This is a genomic window from Azospirillum sp. UENF 312511, from assembly GCF_058780635.1.
The window spans coordinates 95,856-116,954 of sequence record NZ_JBSNCG010000002.1; the positions used below are offsets into that span (position 1 = coordinate 95,856).

17 protein-coding genes are annotated in these 21,099 nt (G+C 69.8%); 8 read left to right on the forward strand and 9 right to left on the reverse strand.

Annotation, left to right across the window (positions count from 1 at the left end):
* The first annotated feature begins 5 nt into the window (after positions 1–5).
* Entirely contained in the window at positions 6–1,637 is a 1,632-nt protein-coding gene (locus ACWPN7_RS08825) for a bifunctional aspartate transaminase/aspartate 4-decarboxylase (RefSeq protein WP_459197557.1), read from the forward strand.
* Positions 1,638–1,653: 16 nt separating this feature from the next.
* On the opposite strand, the gene ACWPN7_RS08830 is transcribed toward ACWPN7_RS08825, so the two are convergent.
* From ACWPN7_RS08830 to ACWPN7_RS08850, 5 genes are all read right to left on the reverse strand, one after another.
* On the reverse strand, positions 1,654–2,997 hold the full coding sequence (locus ACWPN7_RS08830) for a sigma-54-dependent transcriptional regulator (protein WP_459197556.1): 1,344 nt from the start codon (positions 2,995–2,997) through the stop codon (positions 1,654–1,656).
* A 10-nt stretch (positions 2,998–3,007) separates the two neighbouring features.
* Positions 3,008–5,422, reverse strand: a complete 2,415-nt coding sequence (locus ACWPN7_RS08835) for an ATP-binding protein (protein WP_459197555.1) — start codon at positions 5,420–5,422, stop codon at positions 3,008–3,010.
* Positions 5,419–6,810: an ABC transporter substrate-binding protein gene (locus ACWPN7_RS08840; protein ID WP_459197554.1), complete on the reverse strand. Its 1,392-nt coding sequence runs from the start codon at positions 6,808–6,810 to the stop codon at positions 5,419–5,421. Before ACWPN7_RS08840 ends, ACWPN7_RS08835 begins: the two co-directional genes overlap by 4 nt.
* 87 nt (positions 6,811–6,897) lie before the next feature.
* Positions 6,898–9,282: a bifunctional diguanylate cyclase/phosphodiesterase gene (locus ACWPN7_RS08845; protein WP_459197553.1), complete on the reverse strand. Its 2,385-nt coding sequence runs from the start codon at positions 9,280–9,282 to the stop codon at positions 6,898–6,900.
* 127 nt (positions 9,283–9,409) lie between these two features.
* Complete coding sequence (locus ACWPN7_RS08850; protein WP_137118141.1) at positions 9,410–10,303, reverse strand: LysR family transcriptional regulator; 894 nt, start codon at positions 10,301–10,303, stop codon at positions 9,410–9,412.
* Positions 10,304–10,580: 277 nt separating this feature from the next.
* Between ACWPN7_RS08850 and ACWPN7_RS08855 the strand changes: the two genes are divergently transcribed.
* Both ACWPN7_RS08855 and ACWPN7_RS08860 read left to right on the forward strand, forming a co-directional pair.
* A complete protein-coding gene (locus tag ACWPN7_RS08855; protein WP_014199673.1) occupies positions 10,581–11,039 on the forward strand; it encodes a (2Fe-2S)-binding protein in 459 nt (152 codons plus the stop codon).
* Positions 11,040–11,042: 3 nt separating this feature from the next.
* The gene (locus ACWPN7_RS08860) at positions 11,043–13,244 is read left to right on the forward strand and encodes a xanthine dehydrogenase family protein molybdopterin-binding subunit (protein WP_459197552.1); all 2,202 of its coding nucleotides are present in this window, start codon (positions 11,043–11,045) and stop codon (positions 13,242–13,244) included.
* A gap of 117 nt (positions 13,245–13,361) precedes the next feature.
* Here ACWPN7_RS08860 and ACWPN7_RS08865 read toward each other — a convergent pair whose 3' ends face one another.
* A complete protein-coding gene (locus ACWPN7_RS08865; RefSeq protein ID WP_459197551.1) occupies positions 13,362–13,745 on the reverse strand; it encodes a bleomycin resistance protein in 384 nt (127 codons plus the stop codon).
* A gap of 169 nt (positions 13,746–13,914) precedes the next feature.
* Positions 13,915–14,343, reverse strand: a complete 429-nt coding sequence (locus tag ACWPN7_RS08870; RefSeq protein ID WP_040138311.1) for an Lrp/AsnC family transcriptional regulator — start codon at positions 14,341–14,343, stop codon at positions 13,915–13,917.
* A gap of 131 nt (positions 14,344–14,474) precedes the next feature.
* On the opposite strand from ACWPN7_RS08870, the gene ACWPN7_RS08875 reads away from it, so the two are divergent.
* Positions 14,475–15,602 carry a saccharopine dehydrogenase family protein gene (locus tag ACWPN7_RS08875; protein ID WP_149649253.1) on the forward strand — a complete coding sequence of 376 codons (1,128 nt, stop codon included), beginning with the start codon at positions 14,475–14,477 and terminating at the stop codon, positions 15,600–15,602.
* Between the two features lie 30 nt (positions 15,603–15,632).
* Here the strand turns inward: ACWPN7_RS08875 and ACWPN7_RS08880 are convergent, their stop codons facing one another.
* Positions 15,633–17,387, reverse strand: coding sequence for a thiamine pyrophosphate-dependent enzyme (locus tag ACWPN7_RS08880; protein WP_459197550.1), 1,755 nt, complete (start codon positions 17,385–17,387; stop codon positions 15,633–15,635).
* A 291-nt stretch (positions 17,388–17,678) separates the two neighbouring features.
* On the opposite strand from ACWPN7_RS08880, the gene ACWPN7_RS08885 reads away from it, so the two are divergent.
* From ACWPN7_RS08885 to ACWPN7_RS08900, 4 genes are all read left to right on the forward strand, one after another.
* Positions 17,679–18,605: a PDR/VanB family oxidoreductase gene (locus ACWPN7_RS08885; protein ID WP_200475396.1), complete on the forward strand. Its 927-nt coding sequence runs from the start codon at positions 17,679–17,681 to the stop codon at positions 18,603–18,605.
* Between the two features lie 28 nt (positions 18,606–18,633).
* Complete coding sequence (locus tag ACWPN7_RS08890) at positions 18,634–19,059, forward strand: PAS domain-containing protein (RefSeq protein WP_201043938.1); 426 nt, start codon at positions 18,634–18,636, stop codon at positions 19,057–19,059.
* 100 nt (positions 19,060–19,159) lie between these two features.
* The gene (locus ACWPN7_RS08895; RefSeq protein WP_040138316.1) at positions 19,160–19,489 is read left to right on the forward strand and encodes a hypothetical protein; all 330 of its coding nucleotides are present in this window, start codon (positions 19,160–19,162) and stop codon (positions 19,487–19,489) included.
* A 147-nt stretch (positions 19,490–19,636) separates the two neighbouring features.
* On the forward strand, positions 19,637–19,810 hold the full coding sequence (locus tag ACWPN7_RS08900) for a DUF1328 domain-containing protein (protein WP_014199667.1): 174 nt from the start codon (positions 19,637–19,639) through the stop codon (positions 19,808–19,810).
* 4 nt (positions 19,811–19,814) lie between these two features.
* Here the strand turns inward: ACWPN7_RS08900 and ACWPN7_RS08905 are convergent, their stop codons facing one another.
* Positions 19,815–21,035 (reverse strand): S41 family peptidase, encoded by a 1,221-nt coding sequence (locus ACWPN7_RS08905; RefSeq protein WP_137118149.1) that lies wholly within the window; start codon positions 21,033–21,035, stop codon positions 19,815–19,817.
* Between the last annotated feature and the right edge of the window lie 64 nt (positions 21,036–21,099).

Sequence of the window (21,099 nt, forward strand, 5' to 3'; positions counted from 1 at the left end):
CCCTGATGGACTCTGTCGATTACAGCCGATACGCGAAGCTCAGTCCCTTCGAACTGAAGGACGAACTGATCAAGCTCGCCTCCGGCCGCGAGAACCGGCTGATGCTGAACGCGGGGCGCGGCAACCCTAACTTCCTGGCGACCCTGCCGCGCCGCGCCTTCTTCCGGCTGGGCCTGTTCGCCGTCGCCGAGGCCGAGCTATCCTTCTCCTACATGCCGAACGGCGTCGGCGGCCTGCCGCGGATCGAGGGCATCGAGGGCCGGTTCGAACGCTACGTCTCGGAGCACCGCGACCAGGAGGGCGTCGTGTTTCTCGGCCGCGCGCTGAGCTATGTGCGCGACCAGCTCGGCCTGTCGGGCTCCGGCTTCCTGCACGAGATGGTGGAAGGGGTGCTGGGGGCGAACTACCCGGTGCCCCCGCGCATGCTGACGATCAGCGAGGACGTCGTCCGGCACTATCTGGTGAAGGAGATGGTCGGGGGTTTCCTGCCGCCCGGCAGCGTCGACCTGTTCGCGGTCGAGGGCGGCACCGCGGCGATGACCTACATCTTCAATTCGATGAAGCAGAACGGGCTGGTCGAGCGGGGCGACAAGGTCGCCATCGGCCTGCCGGTCTTCACCCCTTACATCGAGATTCCGGAACTCGACGAATACGGGTTGACGGAGGTCGCCATCAACGCCGACCCGGCCAAGGGCTGGCAGTACCCGGACGCCGAGCTGGACAAGCTGAAGGACCCGGCGATCAAGGTGTTCTTCTGTGTCAACCCCAGCAACCCGCCCTCGGTCAAGATGGACGACCGCAGCCTCGACCGCATCGCCGCCATCGTGAAGACCGAGCGGAAGGACCTGATCATCCTGACGGACGATGTCTACGGCACCTTCGCCGACGATTTCCGGTCGCTGTTCGCCGTCTGCCCCGAGAACACCATGCTGGTCTATTCCTTCTCGAAATACTTCGGAGCGACGGGATGGCGGCTGGGCGTGATCGCCACGCACAAGCGGAATGTCTGCGACCAGAAGATTGCCAGCCTGCCGGAGGAGCGGAAGGCCGTGCTCGACCGCCGCTACGGCTCGCTGGTTCCGGACGCGCGCGGCCTGCGCTTCATCGACCGGCTGGTCGCCGACAGCCGCACCGTGGCGCTGAACCACACCGCCGGGCTGTCCACGCCGCAGCAGGTGCAGATGGTGCTGTTCTCGCTGTTCGCCCTGATGGACGAGCAGGACGGCTACAAGGCCGAGCTGAAAAAGGTCATCCGCCGGCGCGAGGCCGCCCTGTACCGCGAGTTGGGCCTGCCGACGCTGTCCGACCCGAACGCGGTGGACTACTACACGCTCCTCGATCTCGAGGACATCGCGCTGAAGCTCTACGGCCCGGACTACGCGGCCTGGGTGAAGGCGAACTTCGTTCCGAACGATCTGCTGTTCCGCATCGCCGCGGAAACCGGCATCGTCCTGCTGCCGGGCAAGGGCTTCGGGACCCTGCAACCGGCCGCCCGCGTCTCGCTGGCCAATCTGAACGAGTACGAGTACGCGGCGATCGGGCACTCGCTGCGCGGAATGGCCGACCAGTCCTACGAGGAGTTCAAAAGGCAACGGCAGAACGGGAAGACACCGGACGGCAAGACGAAGCCCAACTGACCGCCCCCGCCCGCTTTCATTCCTCGGTGAAGTCGCCGCGGTGAAGACCGTGGTGGCGCATCTTCAGGTACAGGGTCTTGCGGGTGATGCCCAGCTTGTCCGCCGTCTCGCCGACCCGCCCGCCGCAGCGGGCCAGCGCGTCCTCGACGAGTTGCTTTTCGATGCGGTCCATCTGCTCGGCCAAGGGCTCGATCCCGCCGCCACCCGCTCCGGTCACCGGTCCGCCCGCCAGACCGTCACCAAAGCCCAGAGCCATGCGCTCGGCGACGTTGCGCAACTCGCGGACGTTGCCCGGCCAGCCGTGGGCGGCCAGACGGGCCAGCGCCGCCGCGTCCACCGGCGGCGCCGGACGGCGGGCGCGGGCCGCGGCGGCGTCGAGGAAATGGCGCAGCAGCAGCGGCACGTCCTCCCGCCGCTCGCGCAGGGGCGGGAGCGGCACGGTGACCACGTTGAGGCGGTAGTACAAATCCTCGCGGAACTTGCCCTCCCCGGCCTGCCGCAGCAGATCGACCTTGGTGGCGGCGACCACGCGCAGGTCCAGCGGGATCGGCCGGTTGCCGCCGACCCGCTCGATCACCCGCTCCTGCAGCACGCGCAGCAGCTTGACCTGGAGATGCATCGGCATGCTCTCGATCTCGTCGAGGAACAGCGTGCCGCCATCAGCGTGCTCCAGCTTGCCGATGCGCCGCCCCTGGGCGCCGGTGAAGGCGCCGGGCTCGTGGCCGAACAGCTCGCTCTCGATGATGGTGTCGGGCAGGGCGCCGCAGTTCAGGGCGACGAAATTTCCGGCCCGCCGCCGCCCGGCGTCGTGCAGGCTGCGGGCGACCAGTTCCTTGCCGGTACCGGTCTCGCCGAACAGCAGGACGTCCACCTCCGCGTCGGCCAGCCCGGCCACGGCGGTGCGCAGCCGCTCGATGGCGGCGGATCGGCCGATGATGCGCGCCTCCAACGAACCGCCGCCGGCCAGCTGCGCCCGCAGGCTGCGGTTCTCCAGCACCAGCCGCCGGTGCTCCAGGGCGCGGCGCACCACCTCCACCAGATGGCTGGGCTCGGCCGGCTTCTCGATGAAGTCGTAGGCGCCGCCACGCACCGCGCGCATCGCCATGGCGATATCGCCGTGCCCCGTCACCAGCACCACCGGCACCTCCGGGTCGGCGGCGCGCACCCGCTCCAGCAGGGCGAAGCCGTCCAGTCCGGGCATGCGCACGTCGGTCACCACCACGCCCGGCCAGGACGGGCCGAGCCGATCCAGGGCGTCTTCGGGCCGGGTCGTCGCCTCCACCGCGAAGCCTTCCAGCTCCAGCGTCTGGCGGCTGGCGTCCAGCACCTCGTGGTCGTCGTCGATCAGAAGAACGGTCATGCGATGTCGCTCAGGCACGGGTCAGGGTCAGCAGGAAGGCGGTTCCGCCGGGGCCGCTCTCGGCCACCGACAGGGCACCGCCGAAGTCCCGCACGATGTTGTAGGAGATCGAGAGGCCGAGACCCAGCCCGGCGCCCACCGGCTTGGTCGTGAAGAAGGGGTCGAAGACCTGCCCGGCCACCGCGTCGGGGATGCCGGGACCGCTGTCGCGCACCATAATGCGGACGGTGTCGTCCGCCGCCTCCGCGGCGATGGCGACGCGGCGCTGGGGGGCGCCGGCCACGGCGTCCAGCGCGTTGCTCAGCAGGTTGACCAGCACCTGCTCCAGCCGCACCTCCTCGGCGCGGACGCGCAACGGCTCGCCGTCTTCCGGCAGCTCCACCACCAGCTCCACCGCCTCCTCGCGCAGCCGGTCGCCGAACAGGGAAAGCGCGCCCTGCACCACCGGCGCCAGCTCGACCGCGCCCAGCCGGGTGTCGGGGCGGCGGGCGAAGCGCTTCAGATGGTTGGTGATGTTGGCCATGCGGGCGGTCAGGTCGGCGATCTTGCCGAGGTTGCCCTCCGCCTCCGCGACCCGCCCGAGCGCGATCAGCTTGCGCCCGTTGTGGGCGTAGGAGCGGATGGCCGACAGCGGCTGGTTCAGCTCGTGCCCCACCCCGGCGGCGAGCTGGCCCAGCGCCGCCAGCTTGCCGGCCTGCACCAGCTCCGCCTGGGTGTCGCGCAGGTCGCGCTCGGCGCGCTGGTGCTCGGCGATGGACCGCTCCAGCCGCGCGTTGGTGGTGCGCAGGTCGGCGGTGCGCTCCGCCACCGTGCGCTCCAGAAGCTGCTGCGCCTCCACCCGCTCCGTCATGTCCGTCAGGGTGACGATGAAGCGCTGCTGCTGGCGCCGCCGGAAGGGGCGGATACCCACTTGGACCGGCACCGGACGGCCGTTCGGCCGCCGCCCGGCGGTCAGGATGGAGAGGGACGGCGCCGCCTCGTCCGGCGCCGCGCGGGCCTCGCGGAAGAAATCCTCCACGCGCCGCGCGCCGGCGGGGTCCAGCCGGTCCGCCAGACGCCCATCCGCCCCGCCCTCCGGCGCGGCGATCAGGGCGGCGGCCAGCGGGTTGACGAACTCGATCACCCCGTCGGCATCGGTGGTCGCCAGCCCGGCCTGGGCGTTGTCGATGATGGCCTGGGCGTTGGCCTCCTCCACCGCGATGGCGGTGTCGCGGAAGACCAGAAGCGCCGCGGCCATCTGCGACAGCTCGTCGTTGCCGCCCAGCGGGATGTCCGCCTTCAGGTTGCCGGCGGCGATCTCGTGCGCCGCGCTGCCCAGCCGCGTCAGGCGGGAGATGATGCTGCGGTTGACGTACAGCCAAGCCACCAGCACCGCCACCAACAGGCTGACCAGGGCGCTCGCCAGCAGGGCCGACCGTCCCTCGGCGATGGCCTGGGCCGACCGCGCCGCGGCGGCGCGCGAGGTGGTTTCCACCGATTGCACCTGCTGTGCGATCAGGCCGTTCAGCCGGGCCACCAGGGTCCGGTTCTCGGCCAGCAGGCCCTGCCCCTGGTCGGCCGCGGCCAGCTCCGCGCGGCGCAGCTCCGGGACGCTGCCCTCGCCGCGGGCCAGCTCCAGCAGGCGGGAGACCAGCTGCGCCAGCGACACGCCATCCGCCCAGTCCGCCAGGGTGGCGAGGTCGCGCTGCAGCCGGTCGGCCGTCTCCTCCAGGAACCCCGCGTTGTCGTCCAGCGCCTCGGTGGTGGCGAGCGTCGCGGCCCGCGCGATCAGCCCGACCGCGAGGTTGCCGTTCGCGCCGATCTGAAGCACCGCCTCGCTGCGCCGGCTTTCCGCGCGCAGGGTGCGGACGGCCTCGGCGGAGCGGGTGCCGGCCTCGACGAGGTCCAGCGCGCTCTGGATGTTGAAGCGGGCGTCGGTGACCAGCGGCTCGATCTCGTCGAGGAAATCGGCGTGCAGCCAGCGCAGCCGCTCGATGCCCTCCTGGTTGCGGCGGGCCAGCGCCAGCCGGTGCCGCACGGTGGCGTCGAGGTCGGTCAGGTTGTGGCCGAGGGCGTCCACCAGCGGGCGCAGCCCGGGAACGCCGCGCTCCCCCTCCGCCGCCAGCGCGCGAAGCGCGGCGAGCCGGCGGCCCAGCGCGTCGCGGATGGCCCCCAGCTCCTGCTCCGTCTGGGCGTTGGCGAGGATCGGCGCGGTGGCGATGATGCTGCCGCCCTCCTCCGCCAAGCGCGCGGCAAGGCCCAGGGCGGGCAGATGGTTCTCCGCGAATTCGTCGAGCGTGCCGCCCAGCCGGTCGTAGGACAGCCAGCCCAGCCCGCAGGCGACCACCGACAGCGCCGCCACCGCGACGAAGGCCAGCAGCAGCCGCGCCCGGATGCCGAACCGCACGGGACCGGGATCCCGCCCGGCGACGGCCTCCGCGCTCACGGCCAGACCCCTTCGCCGCTGGCCACACGCAGGATGATCAGCGCGCGCTCCGCCAGGGCCAGCGCCTCGTCCAGCCGCTGTTGGGAGAAGGCCCGCCACGCGGCTTCCAGCTCCGCCTGCCGGCTGGACACGGGAAGCCCGCGCGCCGGCCGGCGCAGCGCCATGGAAAAGGCGGGGTCGGCGGCCTCCGCGGTGGAGACCGGGACGGCGGTGGCCGCCGCCCGCGCGGCGCGCAGCAGGTCGGCCGCCACCGGCTCGTGGGCGGCGGCACCATAGAGGGCAGAGAGGCGCGCCTCCCCCTCGTGGATCAGCTGCCAGACCCGGTTCAGCGTCTTGACCCGGAAGGTCACCAACTCGTCGAACAGCAGGTTCACCAGCTCGTAGCGGGCACCGGACAGAGCGCGGTCGAACAGGAACAGGTCGTCCCCGGTCTCCGTCCGGTAGGGGTCGGGATAGCCGGCGGGGGCCGCCGCGTAGGCATCGGGCCGCACCGGCAGCCGCTGGATGTCCGGGCGAACCAGCAGCGTCTGACCGGCCGGCGACAGCAGGAAATCGATGAAGGCCCCGGCCCCCTCCGGGTTCGGCGCACCGCGCAGCAGCGCCACGCTGGCGGGAAGGAACAGGCTGTCGGCGGGATAGGCGAAGCGCAGGTCCTCCTCCTCCGACCCGGCGGACTGACCGAGGAAGTCGATGCTCAGCCCGACGCCGAAGCGCCCCTTGGCGACGCCGTCCACCACGCCGTAGCTGCGCGCCGTCACGGTGGCGAGGTTGCCGGCGATCTCCAGCCACGTCGCCCAGCCGCGCTCCCACCCCTGCATCTGCAGCACGGTTTCGACCATCAGATGCATGGTGCCCGACCGCGACGGCGCGGTGATGCCGAGATGCCGGGCGTAGACGGGGCGGCGGAGATCCTCCCACCGCCTGGGCGCCGGCAGGCCGTGCCGATCCAGATAGCGCTGGTTCCACAGCAGCCCGTAGCCCGACAGCGCGAAGCCGAGATAGGCGCCGTCCGGATCGTTGATCGGCTGGTTTCCCACGGTCGGCGGCGCCCCCGTCGGGCGGGCGGCGAGCGGCTGCAGGCGCTTGGCCGCCTTCAGCACCTCGAAGGCGTCGGGGGCGGATGCCCAGAAGACGTCCACCCCATCGTCGCTCCGCTCCTGCAACTGGCTGATCGCGGCGGTGGTCTTGGTGTTGACGATGCGCAGGCGCCAGTCCGGGTGCGCCGCCTCGAAGGCCTCGCGCACCGGCTCGTAGAAGCCCGCGGGAAAGGAGGTCAGCACCGTGACGGCGGTGCGGGTCTCCCGCCCGGCCGCGCTCTCCGGCGGCAGGACGGGAAGCAACAGAAGTGCGGCGATGAGACGCCCGGCGAAGGCACGCAATCCGGTCATGGCGGGCGCCACTGTGCGGCGGCCTCCGTCCGTTTGTCCAACGGTTCCGTCACATCGCCCCGTGCCGTGGGGGCGGCCGGCCCGGCCTCACGCCGGCTCGTAGAAGCGCACCAGCTCCGACGCCGGGACCGGACGCCCGATCAGATAGCCCTGGAGCTGGTTGCAGGACTCGTTCTTCAGCAGGGTCCGCTGCTCCTCCGTCTCCACGCCCTCCGCCGTGACGGCGATGTCCAGGCTCTTGGCAAGCGCCAGGATGGTGCGGATGATCGACAGGGACTCGCGGTTCTCCGCCATCAGCTGGACGAAGGAGCGGTCGATCTTCAGCTTGTCGAAGGTGAATTTCTGCAGGTAGCTGAGGCTGGAATAGCCGGTGCCGAAATCGTCCAGGGCAATGCGCACCCCGGCGGCCTTCAGGGCGCTCAGCGCGGCCAGGGCGCGCTCGGTGTCGTCGATCATCACCCCCTCGGTCACCTCGATCTCCAGCCGGTGCGGCGCCATCCCCTCCTCCTCCAGGATGCCGAGGATGGTGGCCGGGAGGTCGGAATGGCGGAACTGGACCGGCGACAGGTTCACCGCCACCTTGACCGGATCGGGCCAGTTCCGGGCGTCCCGGCAGGCGGTGCGCAGCACGAATTCGCCGAGCTGCATGACCAGCCCGCTTTCCTCGGCCAGCGGCACGAACTCCGACGGCGGGATCATGCCGCGCTCCGGGTGCTTCCAGCGCACCAGCGCCTCGAATCCCAGGACGCGGTGGGTCCGGCAATCCTCCAGCGGCTGGTAATGGACGCTGAGCGCGCCGTCGCTCAGCGCTTGGCGCAGATCGCGCTCCAGGCCGCGGCGGGCCTGCAGACGCTCGTCCATTTCCGCCTCGAAGAAGCGGAAGGTGTTCCGCCCCTCCGATTTGGCACGGTAAAGGGCGGTGTCGGCGTGCTGGAGCAGCGCTTCGGCCCCGCTGCCGTCCTGCGGGAACAGGGCGATGCCGACGCTCGCCCCGACCACCATGCGCTGGCCGTCCAGCTCGGCGGGCAGGCCCAGCGTCTTGACCAGCCGGTCGGCCAGGGCCAGAGCCTCGCCCGGCTGGGCGATGCGGTGCAGCACGGCGAACTCGTCGCCGCTCAGCCGCGCCACCGTGTCGTGGCTGGGCACCGCCTCCAGCATGCGGCGCGCCATCTCCTGCAACAGCCGGTCGCCCGCCGGGTGGCCCAGCAGGTCGTTCACCGCCTTGAAGCGGTCGAGATCCAGATAGAGCACCGCCACCCCGGTGCGCGCCCGCCCCGCGCTGGTCAGCGCGCCGTTCAGCCGGTCGAGGAACAGGGAGCGGTTGGGCAGGCCGGTCAGCAGGTCATGGTTGGCCATATGGCGGATGCGCTCCTCCGCCCGCTTGCGCTCGCGGATGTCGCGGACGGCGACGACGCGGGCCGGCCGGCCCTCGTGCGTGATGTCCTGCCCGTGCGCCTCGACCATCACCAGCGTGCCGTCGTCGTGCAGCAGGTCCAGTTCGACCCGCTCGGAGGTCGGATGGGTCAGCTTGCGCTCGATGTCGGAGCGGCGGTTCTGCACCACGAAGCGCAGCATGGACTGGCCGATGAAATCGACCTGCGGCTTGCCCAGCAGCTCCGCCATGGCGCGGTTGACGTCGAGGACCACGCCGTCGCGGTGGATCACGATGCCTTCCGTCGTGGCGTCGGCAAGCTGGCGGAACCGTTCCTCGCTGGCGCGCAGACGGTCCGCCTCGTGCGCCGTGCGCGCGGCCAGCCGTTGGTCCACGATGGCCCCGGCGAGGCCAAGCGCCATCACCACCGTGGCCGTCACCGCGATGGCGACCGCCAGCAGGCCCGGTTCCATGATCTGGTCTGACATGTCGTGCAGCGGGTCGGGGATCAGCGTGACGCCGGCCATGCCGGTGAAATGCAGCCCGCAGATGCCCAGCGCCAGCAGGGCCGCCCCCGCCGCCAGCCCCTTCAGCGATCCGCTCCGCAGGGCGGCGGTGAAGCCCGCCCCGGCGAGCAGGACGCCCAGGCCCAGCGACACCGCGACGTACGCCGGGTCGTAATGCAGGTTGGCCGGCACCTGGAGCGCCGCCATGCCGGTGAAATGCATGGCGGTCGCCGCGGCCCCGGCGATGGCCCCGCCCAGCGGGGCGGCCAGCCGCCCGCCGCCGATGGCGTGGCGGATGCCCACCGCGGCGCCGCCGATGGCGATCAGGCTCGACAGGACCGTCAGGCCGATGTCGTAGCCCGTGGGCAGGCTCGTCTGGAAGGCCAGCATGGCGATGAAATGGGTCGCCCACACGCCGCCGCCGGTCGCCGTCGCGGCACCGGCCAGCCACCCCCAGCGCGCCCGTCCCACCGCCGCCGCGGCGCGGCGGGCAAGGTTCAGGGACACCCAGGCACCGAATCCACAGACCGCCCCCGCCAGCAGCACGAGCCACAGATCGTGTTGCTGGGTTATGCAGGCATACACACGCATCATCCGGCGTTCATCCCGTTCCGGCGGCTCGACGCCGCTTGATCCGATTACCTTAATCTTTTGGTACGTTAATAATCCTTTTTCGGATCCGTCCAGAGCGCGGAATCGGCATGCGTAAGTTGCACGGTTGCTACAGTCGGTAGCGCAGCGCGTCGACCAGCGCGGCCAGGGCCGGGGGGATCTGCCGGCGGCTGGGGTAGTAAAGGTAATAGCCGGGAAACGGTGTGCACCAGTCGTCCAGCACGCGGACCAGCCGCCCGGCGGCGACATGCTCCGCCACCTCGTCCTCGAAGATGTAGGCCAGCCCCCGCCCGTCCAGGACGGCGGCCATGATGACGTCCATGTCGTTGGAGACCAGCGATCCCGACACCCGGACGTTCACCGGGTGGCCGTCCTCCTCGAACTCCCAGACATAGACGGCGCCGGACGTGGTGAAGCGGTAGTTGATGCAGTCGTGCCCGGCCAGATCCTGCGGGGCGCAGGGCACCGGACGCTGCGCGAAGTAGGAGGGCGCGCCGACGATGGCCGCCCGGATGTCCGGGCCGATGCGCACCGCGATCATGTCCTTTTCGAGCTGCTCGCCCAGCCGGACCCCGGCGTCGAAGCGGCTGGCCACGATGTCGGTCAGGCTGCTGTCGATGGACAGTTCCACCTGCACCTCCGGATAGTCGGCGAGGAAGCGCGACAGCACGGGCCACAGCACCCGCACGGCGGCGTGCTTGCCAGTGGTGATGCGCAGCGTGCCGGCGGGCTTCTCGCGCAGTTCTCCCACCGCCGCCAGCCCGGCGGCGATGTCGTCCAGCGCCGGCCGCAGCGTGCGGAGCAACCGCTGCCCGGCCTCCGTCGTGGACACGCTGCGGGTGGTGCGGGCCAGCAAACGCAGGCCGAGCCGGTCCTCCAGCGCCTTCATGGCGTGGCTGAGCGCGGATTGGGACATCCCCAGCCGGGCCGCCGCCCGCGTGAAGCTCCCCTCCTCCGCCACGACGGCGAAGGCCGCCAGATCGCTGAGGTCGTTCCGGTTCATTCATGCACCAAATTCATAAGCTCAAGCGGATTGTACCGGCTATTCGGCTCGCAGCGAAGCGGTTAGGATGATCGTGGTCACGTTTGCGGGCCGAACGAACGGATAGGGCCGGCGCTTCCGCGGAAGACCAACTCCCACACTGGGATGTTTGCCACGCCCGCCGAACGGGACCACACTGCACACGGTCTTTTCGAAGCTGGGATTCACGCAGGAATTGCCCGCCGAAGGCCCGCATCATAATACCCGACAGGCAGAGTCGAGAGACAGGGATCATCCGATGATTCGTTTGAACATCAACGGGCAGGACCGGGACGTCGACGTGCCCGGCGACATGCCGCTTCTGTGGGTCCTGCGGGACGAATTGAACCTGACCGGCACCAAGTTCGGCTGCGGCATCGCCCAGTGCGGCGCCTGTACCGTCCATATGGACGGCACGCCGATCCGCGCCTGCCAGACCCCGGCGGAATCCGCCGCTGGCACGAAGATCACCACGATCGAGGGCGTGTCCGGCACGGTCGCCCAGGCTGTCCAGGCCGCTTGGCAGAAGCTGGACGTGGTGCAGTGCGGCTACTGCCAGTCCGGCCAGATCATGAGCGCCGTGGCGCTGCTGACCGACAACCGCAACCCCACGGACGACGACATCGACGCGGCGATGGACGGCAACGTCTGCCGCTGTGCCACCTACCCGCGCATCCGCGCGGCCATCAAGGACGCCGCCAAGGCGATGGGGGCCTGAGCCATGCTGAACCAGCTCATCAAGCAGGCGGCGGCGGACGTCGCCTCCCCCTCGCGCCGCGGCTTCCTCAAGGGGGCCGGCGGCGCCCTGGTTCTCGGCGCCATGCTCCCCCGGACCGGCTTTGCCAGCGAGGCCGCCGCCCCCAAGGTTGTCGGCCCGGCGGACCCGCGGCCGCAGGCCTTCATCCGCATCGCCGCCGACGACACGGTCACCGTGCTGGTCAAGCATCTGGACAAGGGCCAAGGCATCATGACCGGCCTGACCACCATCGTCGCGGAGGAGCTTGACGCCGACTGGGCGCAGATGCGCGGCGCCTTCGCCCCGGCGGACGGCGCGCTCTACGCCAACCACTTCTTCGGCATCCAGGGCACCGGCGGCTCCACCGCCGTCGCCAACAGCTGGGACGAGCTGCGCATGGCCGGCGCCGCCGCCCGCGCCATGCTGGTCGCCACCGCCGCGGCGCGCTGGTCGGTCCCGGCCTCGTCCGTCACGGTGGAACAGGGCGTCGTCCGCCACGCCGCCTCCAACCGCAGCGCCCGCTTCGGCGAGCTGGCGGAGGACGCGGCGAAGCTGCCCGTCCCGCAGAACGTCGCGCTTAAGGACGCCAAGGACTACAAACTCATCGGCAACCCGTCGCTGCACCGGCTGGACCATGTGTCCAAGACTGACGGCACGGCGATCTTCGCCATGGACATCCGCCGCCCCGGCCAGGTGACGGCGGTGATGGCCCGCTCCCCCCGCTTCGGTGGCACGGTGAAGTCGGTGGACGCCGCCGCGGCGAAGCAGGTGCCGGGCGTCCTGGACGTGCTGACCGTGCCGAGGGGCGTCGCGGTCGTCGCCAAAAACACCTGGGCCGCCATGAAGGGCCGCGAGGCGCTGACGGTGGAGTGGGACGACGCCAAGGCGGAGATGCGCGGCACCGAGGAGATGCTCGCCGACTACCGCAAGCTGGCCGACCAGCCGGGCAACGTGGCCACCGACACCGGCGACGCGGCCAAGGCGCTGGCCGGCGCCGCCAAGGTGGTGGAGGCGGAGTTCGTCTTCCCCTACCTCGCCCACGCCCCGATGGAGCCACTGAACGCGACCGTGGAGCTGAACCCGGACGGCGGCTGCACCATCTGGGCCGGCTCGCAGTTCCAGGGGGTCGAGCAGAAGGTCGCCGCCGCCATGCTGGGCTGCAAGCCGGAGCAGGTGGTCATCAACACCGTCTGGGCGGGCGGCAGCTTCGGCCGCCGCGCCACGACCGACGCCGACTACATCGCCGAGGCGGTGTCCATCGCCAAAGCCTATGGCAAGGCTCCGGTCCATCTGGTGTGGACGCGCGAGGACGACATCCACGGCGGCCGCTACCGCCCGCTGTTCCTGCACATGGTGAAGGCCGGCCTCGACGCCTCCGGCAAGCTGGTGGCATGGCGGCAGAAGATCGTCGGGCAGAGCTTCATGGAGGGCACCCCGTTCGAAGCCGTGATGGTCAAGAACGGCGTGGACGCGACCTCGGTCGAGGGGTCCTCGGACATGGCCTACGCCGTGCCGAACCTGTACGTCGATCTGCAGTCGCCGAAGTCCCCGGTCACCACGCTGTGGTGGCGCTCGGTCGGCCACACCCACACCGCCTACGCCAAGGAGGTGATGATCGACGAGCTGGCCGCGGCGGCGGGCAAGGACCCGGTGGCCTTTCGGCTGGAGATGCTGAAGGACCACCCGCGCCTCCAGGGCGTGCTGAAGCTGGCGGCGGAGAAGGCCGGCTGGGGCCAGCCGCTGCCCAAGGGCAAGGGCCGCGGCATCGCCGTGCATGAGAGCTTCAGCAGCTTCGTCGCCCACGTCGCGGAGGTCTCGGTGGACGAGCAGGGCCGCGTCACCATCGACCGCGTGGTCTGCGCGGTGGATTGCGGGCAGGTGGTGAACCCCAACATCGTTGAGGCGCAGATTTCCGGCGGCACCGGCTGGGCCATCGGTCACGCGCTGCGCGATGAGATCACGCTGACCGGCGGGCTGGTGGACCAGAGCAACTTCGACACCTACCAGCCGCTCCGCAATTCGGAGATGCCACCGGTCGAGGTGCACATCCTCCCCTCCACCGCCCGTCCGACCGGCGTCGGCGAGCCCGGCGTGCCGACCGCCGCCCCGGCGGTCGCCAACGCGGTCTTCGCCGCCACCGGCAAGCGCCTGCACCACCTGCCCTTCACCCGCTCGGGCATGGTGTAAGCGCCGTCACGTTGAAAACAGCCCCTCTTCCCGTCCAGGGAGAGGGGCTTCTTTTTTTGGCCATTCGCATTTCGCGGTTGATCTGACCATCAGCGACGCAGCGCCCCGGCTGCGACCTTACCTGGGGTTCGGAGTTATGGGCGCGCCGATCCGCAGCAGATTGCCGTCCGGATCGATGTGGGCAAACTCGCGCAGGCCATAGGGCGTGTCGGCAGGGGCGGTCAGACGACCATCGACTTTGGCGGCCTGCCACGCCGCATACAACGCATCAGCGTCGTTGACGTAGAGATAGCAGGCCACCGTTGAGCGTGCCGGTTCCAGGTCGGGAACCCGCGCCAAGTGAAGGTTCACGTCACCCCAGGCAAGAAAGCCGTAAATCGGTTCCTCGACCGCATCATTGTAGGCGGACGCCTCGAAGCCAAGACGCCGGTAATAAGCGAGCGCTGCGCGCACGTCCCGGACCGGCAAAATCGGCGTTACCCGTTCGAACTGAACAGCCATCGTGCTCTCATCCCCAGTCGCCAACCGTAGCCCAAGATGCAGGAGAGGCGCGGCGAAGCACAAGCCTGAGGGGGCCGACCTCAACGGGGCTCGGAAACAGACGAATGCGCGGTGCCGTGTGTTCGCGTCCTTTTTGCTCTCCAACCACGAAATGCGAACATCCCTTTTTTCAGCGCTCGAACTTCGTCGCCATGATGATCGACGAGGTCGTCCGCTCGATGCCGTCGATGGCGCCGATGCGATCGATCAGCGCGTCCATCTCCTCCATGGTTCCAGTCCGCACCACCGCGATCAGGTCGTGCGCGCCGCTGATGGCGTGGAGCGCCCGCACCTCGGGAATCCGCTTCAACGCCTGGACCACGGCGGCGGTCAGCTTGGGCGACAGGTTGATGGAGACATGGGCGCGGATCATCCGGCGCGCCGTCTCGTCCGACAGCCGCACCGTGTAGCCGGCGATCACCCCGCGCTCCTCCAGCCGCTGGATGCGGCTCTGCACCGTGCTGCGCGACACGCGCAGGCGGCGGGCCAGCGCGGCGGTGGGCTCCCGAGCGTTGTCCTGAAGCGCGTCGAGAAGATGCTGATCCAGCTCGTCCATCATATCGCCGGCCTTTCCGTCAATCTGCCGACATGTTTGAAGCGTTTCGGCACCCTGTACCCTGCACATCGACAGGCCGTCCGGTCAAGATTGCGTCATAACGACGCAAACCAACGAAGCGGGGGTACGGGACGATGCGCGACATTCTTCTGATGGGCGGCGGCAAGATCGGCGAGACCATCGGCGACTTCCTGAAGGCCACGGGCGATTACCGGGTCACCGTCGCCGACCGTTCGGCGGAGGCGCTGGAGCGGCTGCCGACGCACCCGCGGATGGAGACGCGCGTGGTGGACGCCGCCGATCCCGCCGACCTCGCCGAGGCCATGCGCGGCAAGTTCGCGGTGCTGAGCGCACTGCCCTACCACCTGACGGTCGGCGTGGCGGAAGCGGCGCGGGACGCCGGCACCCATTACCTCGACCTGACGGAGGACGTGGCGAGCACGCGGCGTGTCAAGGAGCTGGCCGACGGCGCGCGCTCGGCCTTCATTCCGCAATGCGGGCTGGCGCCGGGCTTCATCTCCATCGTCGCCAACGATGTGGCCTCGCGCTTCGACGCGCTGGATACGGTGCGGATGCGCGTCGGCGCGCTGCCGAAATATCCGTCCAACGCCCTGAACTACAACCTGACCTGGAGCACCGAAGGCGTCATCAACGAGTATCTGGAGCCCTGCGAGGCCATCGTCGAAGGCCGCCTCGTCTCCGTGCCGCCGCTGGAAGAGCGCGAGGAGTTCTCCCTCGACGGCGTGCTGTACGAGGCGTTCAACACCTCGGGCGGCCTCGGCACGCTGTGCGAGACGCTGGCGGGGAAGGTGCGGACGCTCAATTACCGCTCCGTCCGCTATCCGGGGCACCGCGACCTGATGAAGGCGCTGCTGCACGACCTGCGGCTGGGCAGCCGGCGGGAGCTGCTGAAGGACATCCTGGAGCATTCGATCCCGGCAACCCTTCAGGACGTCGTGCTGATCTTCGTGACGGTGACCGGGACGAAGCGGGGCCGGCTGCTCCAGGAAACCTACGCCAACAAGATCTACGGGCGGGAGATCGGCGGCACCTTCTACAACGGCATCCAGATCACCACCGCGTCGGGCATGTGCGCGGTGCTCGACCTGCTGGCCGACGGCACGCTGCCGCAGCGGGGCTTCGTGAAGCAGGAGGAGGTGCGCTACGCCGACTTCATCGCCAACCGCTTCGGGCGCAACTACGCGATGACCGACGCGGCCCCCCAGCAGGGATCGCAGCAGGGGGTGGGGCGCGCCGCCTGAGGGGCGCCTCACCCCCCAACGGGCCGCGTCTCAGATCACCTCGCGGGCGCGGCCCTTGAAGACGGTGGCGGCGATCTTCAGGGCGTCGGGGGTGCCGCGGGCCAGCGCCTCGGTGAAGTGCAGCGCCTGCTTGGCCTGGACCTTCGGCGGCATCGGCGGCTCGTTGGTATCGACGAGGCAGTCGACCACCACCGGTCCGGGATGGGCAAGGGCGGCGTCCAGCGTGGCGCCGCAGTCCTTCGGGTCGGTGACGGTGAAGCCCTTGCCGCCGCAGGCCTTGGCCACCTTGGCGAAGTCGATGGGCTGGAGGTCGCAGACATACTCGGGGTTGCCGAGCATGGCGATCTGCTCCCACTTGATCTGGCCGAGCGAATTGTTGTTGTTGATGATGACCTTGATCGGCAGCTTGTACTTCACCGCCGTGGCGAAGTCGGCCATCAGCATGGAAAAGCCGCCGTCCCCGACATAGGCGATCACCTGCCGTCCGGGATGGGCGAGCTGGGCGGCGATGGCGTAGGGGACGCCCGGCGCCATGGTGGCGAGGTTGCCGGACAGGGAGTGCATCTGGCCGCGCCGCGCCGGGATCTGACGCGCCCACCAAGTGGCGATGGTGCCGCTGTCGCAGGCGACGATGGCCGTGTCGGACAGGCGCTTTCCCAGCTCCCACGCGACGACCTGCGGCTTCATCGGCAGGTCGGGGCGGGTGCCGCGCTCCTCCATCAGCTTCATCCACTCCGCCTTGCCCGCCTGCGCCGTCTTCAGGAAGGAGCGGTCCTCGTGCCGCCGCACCCGCTCGGTCAGGATGTCCAGCGCCAGCCCGCAGTCGCCGACCAGCCCGGCCTCCACCGGGTAGCGCAGGCCGATGCGCGCCGCGTCGATGTCGATCTGGATGGCGCGGGCCTGCCCCGGCTTCGGGTAATACTCGATGTAGGGGAAGGTCGAGCCGGCGATCAGCAGCGTGTCGCAGGTCTCCAGCGCCTCCTGCGAGGGGGCGGTGCCGAGCAGCCCGACCTGACCGGTGGTGAAGGGGCTGTCGTCCGGCACCGCGGCCTTGCCCAGCAGCGCCTTGACGATCACCGCCCCCAGCTTGTCGGCCAGCCGTTCGAGCTGGTCGGTCGCCCTCAGCGCGCCCTGGCCGGCCAGGATGACGACGCGCTTGCCGGCGTCGAGGATTTCCACGGCGCGGCGGGTCTGCGCCTCCGACGGGACGGGAAGCTGGGGGGCGAACAGGGCGGTGTTGTGGCCCTTCACGTTGCGCGGCGCCCGCATGTCGGCGCCGATGCCCTGCTCCTGCAAATCGACGGGGATGGTGATGTGCGACACGCCGCGGTGGGCGAGCGCGGTGCGGCAGGCCAGATTGGCGATGTTGCGGACATGCGCCGCCCCCATGATGCGCTGGTTGTAGAGCGCGACGTCCTGGAACACCTTGTCCAGCTCCACATCCTGCTGGGTATAGGTGCCGACGAGGTCGTGGTATTGCAGCCCGGTGATCGCCAGCACCGGCTGGTGGTCCAGCTTGGCGTCGTAGAGACCGTTCAGCAGATGCAGCCCGCCGGGGCCGGAGGTGGCGATGCACACGCCCAGCCGCCCGGTGAACTTGGCGTAGCCGCAGGCGGCGAAGGCCGCCGCCTCCTCGTGACGAACCTGGATGAAGCGGATCTCGTCCTGGCGGCGGCGCAACGCCTCGACGATGCCATTGATGCCGTCGCCGGGCATGCCGAAGATCGTGTCCACACCCCAATCCACCAGAACATCCACCAGGATGTCGGAAGCCGTGCTCGCCATAAGGGAGTCTCCGTCGCAAACGGTCGTGATGAAGTCGCTCGATCCATCGGCAACCGAGCGGAGCCGGGACGGTTCCCCGAACAATGGGACGTTCTTAGCCCTTGACCTCAAGTTAAGTTGAGGTTTTAGAGTGACGCTTAATGTATCTGGCATGCCAGTGATGCCCCATTCAGTCCAGGCGTCCAAAGGCAGGCCGGAGTGCAGGATGGAGCAACCACCCGGGCGGGCGAAAGAATGACGACAACCGGTCTAACGGAGAATGCGCAGCGGTCGGCGGCAACGACGCGGTCGATGCGTGTCCATCATATGGCGCGCGTCACACCGCAAGTGCTGCTGGTGGAGCTTCGCGACCCGGACGGCGAGGACCTGCCGCCCTACGAGCCGGGTGCGCACATCGACGTGCATCTGCCGGACGGGGCGGTGCGCTCCTACTCGTTGTGCGGCGACCCGGCGGATCGCTCCGCCTATCGGATCGCCGTTTTGAATCTGCCGGGCGGGCGGGGATCGCGCTTCATCCATGGGGAATTGCGGCTCGGCACCGCCGTCACCGTCGCTCCGCCCCGCAACAACTTCCGCTTCGACGCCGCCCCGCGCTACCGGTTCATCGCCGGAGGCATCGGCATCACGCCTCTGCTGCCGATGATCCGCGCGGCGTCGCGCCGGGGAGCCGACTGGGTCCTGCATTATTGCGTGCGCAGCGCGGCCGAGGCCCCGTTCCTCGCCGAGCTTCGCGAGCTGGGCAACGGCGAGGTGGTGCTCCACGCCGCGGACGAAGGCCGGCGGCTGGCGGTGGCCGATCTGCTCGCGGCGACGCCCGACGATGCCCTCGTCTACTGCTGCGGCCCGCAGCGCTTGATGGACGCGGTCGCGGATGCGGCGCGGCCGTCGCAGGACGTGCGCTTCGAATGGTTCACGCCGCGCGCGGATGCGGGGCGTAACGCGGCGCCGGACGATCGCTTCGAGGTCGTCTGCGCCCGCTCCGGCGTGACCGTCACGGTGAAGGAGGGGGTGAGCGTGCTGGACGCGCTCGACGCCGCGGGCGTTTCCGTCGCCTCGTCGTGCGAGCAGGGCATCTGCGGCACTTGCGAGACGGCGGTGCTGGAGGGGGAGCCCGACCATCGCGACAGCGTCCTGTCCGACGCCGAACGCGTCGCCGGAAAGACGATGATGATCTGCGTGTCGCGCGCCCGCAGTGCACGCCTGGTTCTGGACATTTGACCGAAACACAGGGACGAGGGGGGAACTCATGACCGAGAACGACCTGCAACGGCTGGGGCTGGCGCTGCTGAACAGCCCGGCCGAGGCCATCGCCTATTCCGACCGGGACGGTGTCATCCGCTTCTGGAACGCGGGGGCCGAGCGTGTGTTCGGCTTCACCGCCGACGAGGCGCTCGGCCAGTCGCTGGACATCATCATTCCGGACCGTCAGCGCCAACGCCATTGGGACGGCTACGATCAGGTGATGAAGACGGGCGAGAGCCGTTACGGCAGCGGCGATCTTCTGTCGGTGCCGGCGACGCGCAAGGACGGAACCCGCATCTCGGTGGAGTTCACCATCGTGCCGTTGAAGGACGCCGATGGGACGATGATGGGGATGGCGGCGGTCATGCGCGACGTCACCGCCCGGTTCGACGAAGTGAAGGCCCTGCGCCGCCAAGCCGCCGGACGCTAAAACGCCCATGGATGCCCGGGCTTCCAAAATCGGAACCCTCCCGGACGGGGTCCGTTGAGAGGAGGCGATACCTTCAAGACATCAGCGTAGGGAGTGCGTCATGCGCAATCTGATGATCGCGGCGTCGGCCGCGATGCTTCTGGCCGCCTGTTCGGGCATGGATGGCGGCGGAACAGGCAGCAGCGGGATGAACAGCGGCGGCCCCGGCAGCGGCCTCACGGGCGGCGGCACGTCCGGCAGCCAGGGCGTGGACGAGCCCAACGTCAACCCGAACGGGACCAGTTCCAGCCCCGGCCCCTATAACGGCGGTTCTTACTACGGGTCGGGCGTGAGCGAGCCGCAAAGCCGCACGCGGTCGCCCAACGAGTCCGGCATGGACCAGGGCATGACGCGCCAATCCCTGCCGAACCGCTCCGGCACCGGGTGGTAACCCGCAACGGCACGGCCATCCCGCGGAATTCCGGACCCGGGCGAATAGGGGGAGCCTGACCGGCCTGCGCTGGAACCTGCGGCGGTCCGCGAGGTTCCTACCCTGCCGGACGTGCCGGCTGGGTTTCAGAACGCGCAGGAGCGGTCCATGCTGAAATGGGCGTTGATCTTTTTCGTGGTGTCTCTGGTCGCCGGCGCGCTCGGCTTCACCAACGTGTCGTCGGCCACCGCGGGAGTCGCGAAGATCCTCTTCGGGATCGCACTGATCATCTTCCTGGTCTTCCTGGTCCTCGCCCTGCTGGCCGGCGAGGTGATCTTCTGATCCGTCAGCGGAGCCCCGCTGACTGGGGACGGAGAATGGACAGCGCACGGGCGAAGGCCTGATCGTTGGCCGCGCTGGGGATGCCGTTGGACGGCGGGGCGGATTGCCCGTCCTCCGCGGCCGGCTCCGCGATGGTCTCGTCGGGCTGGATGCCGATCTGGTGAATGGACTGGCCCGACGGTGTGTAGTAGCGCGCCGTGGTCAGCTTCAGCGCCCCGCTGTCGAAGGGGATGACGCTCTGGATGATCCCCTTGCCGAAGGTCGTCGTGCCGATCACCGTGGCACGCCGGTGGTCCTTCAGCGCCCCGGTCAGGATCTCCGCGGCGGAGGCCGATTTCGCGTTCACCAGCACCACCAGCGGCAGGCCGTCCGTCTCGTCGCCGGGGGTGGCGGTGTAGGTCTTGTCCGCCCCGCGCCCGGGGCCGCGGGCGGTCAGGATCGTTCCCTTGTCGAGAAAGGCGTCGGCGACGCGGACGCTCGCCTGCACCAGCCCGCCGGGGTTGTCGCGCACATCGATGATGAAGCCGCCGATGTCCGACCCGATCCGCTCGCGCAGCGAGCGGATGGCCGTGCTGACCCCGGTGGCGGTCTGGCGGTCGAAGCGGGTGATGCGGATGTAGCCCACCGTCCCGACGGCGGCCAACCGGACCGAGGGGATGCGCAGCTTGCCGCGGACCACGCTGACCTCGAAGGGGTCCGGCGTCCCGGCGCGCAGGACGGTCAGCGACACCGCCGCCCCTTCCGGCCCGCTCAGCATCTGCTTGACGGTCGCCAGCTCCGCCCCGCCCACCGGCTGCTGGTCCACCGCCAGGATGACGTCGCCGGAGCGCAGCCCGGCGGCCTCCGCAGGGGATTCAGGAACGGTCTCGACAATGCGGACGCGGGTGCCGTGGGCCTCGTAGCGGATGCCCAGCCCGGCGAAGGCGCCGTCGTTCGACGCCTGCAACTGCCGGTATTCGCCGTCGTCGAGATAGGCGGAGTAGCGGTCCCGCCCGGCCATCGCCCTGATGGCGATGTCGACCAACTCATGGTCGGTCAGCGGCTCGACATACTGGCCGCGGATGGTGCGCAGCGCCCGCAGGAAACGGTCGACCTCTTCCGCCTCCGTGCTGTGGCCGTAGGGGGTGGAGTCGCCTGCGGCCTGCGCGCTCCGTCCGGTGGTCATGCCACCCGGGATCGCGAGGAAGGCGCAAAGGGCGGCGGCAGTGACGAGGCGCAGCTTCACGGCGGCAATCTCTCGGGATTGGAGCGGCGATGCTTCGAAATTAGCCGTGAATTGGTTTATGTAC

Excerpts from the sequence above, each read along its gene's own strand:
- ACWPN7_RS08825 (WP_459197557.1), top strand. The coding sequence starts at position 6 with ATGGACTCTGTCGATTACAGCCGATACGCGAAGCTCAGTCCCTTCGAA.
- ACWPN7_RS08830 (WP_459197556.1), bottom strand. The coding sequence starts at position 2,997 with ATGACCGTTCTTCTGATCGACGACGACCACGAGGTGCTGGACGCCAGC.
- ACWPN7_RS08840 (WP_459197554.1), bottom strand. The coding sequence starts at position 6,810 with ATGACCGGATTGCGTGCCTTCGCCGGGCGTCTCATCGCCGCACTTCTG.
- ACWPN7_RS08845 (WP_459197553.1), bottom strand. The coding sequence starts at position 9,282 with ATGATGCGTGTGTATGCCTGCATAACCCAGCAACACGATCTGTGGCTC.
- ACWPN7_RS08850 (WP_137118141.1), bottom strand. The coding sequence starts at position 10,303 with ATGAACCGGAACGACCTCAGCGATCTGGCGGCCTTCGCCGTCGTGGCG.
- ACWPN7_RS08855 (WP_014199673.1), top strand. The coding sequence starts at position 10,581 with ATGATTCGTTTGAACATCAACGGGCAGGACCGGGACGTCGACGTGCCC.
- ACWPN7_RS08860 (WP_459197552.1), top strand. The coding sequence starts at position 11,043 with ATGCTGAACCAGCTCATCAAGCAGGCGGCGGCGGACGTCGCCTCCCCC.
- ACWPN7_RS08865 (WP_459197551.1), bottom strand. The coding sequence starts at position 13,745 with ATGGCTGTTCAGTTCGAACGGGTAACGCCGATTTTGCCGGTCCGGGAC.
- ACWPN7_RS08870 (WP_040138311.1), bottom strand. The coding sequence starts at position 14,343 with ATGATGGACGAGCTGGATCAGCATCTTCTCGACGCGCTTCAGGACAAC.
- ACWPN7_RS08875 (WP_149649253.1), top strand. The coding sequence starts at position 14,475 with ATGCGCGACATTCTTCTGATGGGCGGCGGCAAGATCGGCGAGACCATC.
- ACWPN7_RS08880 (WP_459197550.1), bottom strand. The coding sequence starts at position 17,387 with ATGGCGAGCACGGCTTCCGACATCCTGGTGGATGTTCTGGTGGATTGG.
- ACWPN7_RS08885 (WP_200475396.1), top strand. The coding sequence starts at position 17,679 with ATGCGTGTCCATCATATGGCGCGCGTCACACCGCAAGTGCTGCTGGTG.
- ACWPN7_RS08890 (WP_201043938.1), top strand. The coding sequence starts at position 18,634 with ATGACCGAGAACGACCTGCAACGGCTGGGGCTGGCGCTGCTGAACAGC.
- ACWPN7_RS08895 (WP_040138316.1), top strand. The coding sequence starts at position 19,160 with ATGCGCAATCTGATGATCGCGGCGTCGGCCGCGATGCTTCTGGCCGCC.
- ACWPN7_RS08900 (WP_014199667.1), top strand. The coding sequence starts at position 19,637 with ATGCTGAAATGGGCGTTGATCTTTTTCGTGGTGTCTCTGGTCGCCGGC.